At 53.5% G+C, this 1970-nt stretch carries 3 protein-coding genes; 2 read left to right on the top strand and 1 reads right to left on the bottom strand.

Going from position 1 to position 1970, the window contains the following annotated elements; translation table 11 throughout:
• Both serB and BOW51_RS10300 read left to right on the top strand, forming a co-directional pair.
• Positions 1-602 (top strand): phosphoserine phosphatase SerB (gene serB / locus BOW51_RS10305; RefSeq protein WP_078477636.1); only part of this gene is annotated, 602 nt, incomplete at its 5' end.
• Positions 602-1594 (top strand): serine/threonine protein kinase, encoded by a 993-nt coding sequence (locus BOW51_RS10300; RefSeq protein WP_078477635.1) that lies wholly within the window; start codon positions 602-604, stop codon positions 1592-1594. The genes serB and BOW51_RS10300, both read left to right, overlap by 1 nt.
• A gap of 94 nt (positions 1595-1688) precedes the next feature.
• On the opposite strand, the gene BOW51_RS10295 is transcribed toward BOW51_RS10300, so the two are convergent.
• Positions 1689-1970 (bottom strand): FixH family protein (locus tag BOW51_RS10295; protein WP_174564756.1); only part of this gene is annotated, 282 nt, incomplete at its 5' end.

The following is a 1970-nucleotide window of genomic DNA, read 5'->3' as shown; positions in this document are numbered from 1 at the left end:
AGGTGATTGATGAACTGGCCAAGCGCGCTGATTCAGGTGAACAGGTGGCTGCTATCACCGAGGCCGCAATGCGCGGTGAAATCGGTTTTGACGAGAGTTTCAGGCAGCGCCTTGCGACGCTCGAGGGGCTTGATGAGGCTGTGCTGCAGGAGATTGCCGAGAGCCTGCCGATTACTGAGGGTGCAGACCGGTTAATGCGAATACTGAAACGGCTCGGCTACAAAATTGGCATTCTTTCAGGTGGCTTCAACTATTTTGCTAATCACCTGAAGCAGCGTTGGGAACTGGATTGCGTCTCGGCTAACGAACTCGATATCGTCGATGGAAAGCTCACCGGAATTGTCACCGGTGACATTATCAACGGCGAGAAAAAAGCCGAGCTGTTACACAAGATGGCTGGCGCTTTGGGTATCAGCATGGAACAGACGATCGCGGTCGGCGACGGCGCCAATGATTTGCCAATGCTCGGGATTGCCGGACTTGGTGTCGCTTTTCATGCCAAGCCGCTGGTCCAGGCGAGTGCGCGCCATGCGATTTCAACATTAGGCCTCGACAGTATTCTCTACCTGCTTGGAGTCAACGACCAGGAAGCCAATGCCTAATGGTTGAACAGCATGTGGGCGAACATCCCTTCGATCAGCTGACACCGGATTTCATAATCGATGCCGTGGAGGGCCTCAATCACTTGTCGGACGGTCGAATCTTTGCACTCAACAGCTACGAGAATCGCGTCTACCAGGTCGGACTTGAAGAAGAGACACCGCTGATTGCCAAGTTCTACCGACCGGGGCGCTGGACGAATGAACAGATTCTTGAAGAGCACAACTTCTGCTTCGAGCTCAGTGAGAGTGATATTTCCATTGTTGCACCGCTAAGGGATGGGAGTGGCAACTCGCTGTTCGAACATGAGGGCTTTCGCTTCTCACTCTACCCGCGTTGTGGTGGCCGCGCTCCCGAGTTCGATAACCTCGATAACCTGTTTCATATTGGCCAGGTGCTTGGTCGCCTGCATCATATCGGTTCGCTGAGATCCTTTGAGCATCGTCCGGTTCTTGACGTAAAGAGTTTCGGTCACCAGAGTGCAGATTTCATCGCCGAGAAGTTTATCCCGTCGGCATTGAAGCTCCCCTACAGGAGTCTTGTGGACGACCTGCTGCAACTACTCGACGAGATCTACCAGCCCCACCAGCAGAAGCTGATACGTGTACACGGGGACTGTCATGTCGGTAACCTGTTGTGGCGTGATGAAACTCCACACTTTGTTGATTTTGACGATGCACGCATGGCGCCTGCAATCCAGGATGTGTGGATGTTGTTGTCAGGAGATCGCGAACGACGCACTGCGCAGCTATCGGAAATTGTCGAGGGCTACAACGAATTTAATGATTTTAATGTATCTGAAATCTGCCTCATCGAGGCGTTCCGTACCTTGCGTATGATGCACTATGCTGCCTGGCTTGCGCGGAGATGGCATGACCCTGCATTCCCGAAGAACTTCCCTGACATCACCGGAGACAGGTACTGGGAGGAGCATATACTCGAATTGAGGGAACAGTTTTCGCTCCTGCAGGAGGAGCCGTTGCAGCTTTGGTAGGGGATCGCCCCGAGACGGGGCTCCTACAATCCCAGGATTGCCCCGGCATTTCTGCCGTGTCTTGTAGGAGCGGCGTCTTGCCGCGATAGGCAGTTTACGGACGTAACTCAATCCAGTTATCACTGCTCGAAGGCGACCAGCGTGACTGCAATCCCCATTCCCTGTCATCTGGGTAGAGATGCAAGAGCCAGTTGACACCTTCCTGTACCTCGCCGTAATTGCCACGGAAGATTCCGTCAGCCTCTTGTAGCAGCAAGATGTGCTTGTCGAATTCGGCCTTGGTCGGATGGCTCAGTACCAGCCTCAACTGTTGTGGAGCAATCGCCTGCGGTGCAAATTGCAGTTCTACATTACCGTCGGCAATGTTCATGCGAAC

Origin of the sequence: Solemya elarraichensis gill symbiont, assembly GCF_002021095.1 — a bacterium.
Taxonomy (GTDB): domain Bacteria; phylum Pseudomonadota; class Gammaproteobacteria; order Chromatiales; family Chromatiaceae.
The sequence above is the reverse complement of the archived record's forward strand: the minus strand, read 5'-3'. Positions and strand labels throughout refer to the sequence as shown.

What these genes read in the sequence shown, in the direction of transcription:
- BOW51_RS10300 (WP_078477635.1), top strand. Translation starts at nt 602, where the DNA reads ATGGTTGAACAGCATGTGGGCGAACATCCCTTCGATCAGCTGACACCG.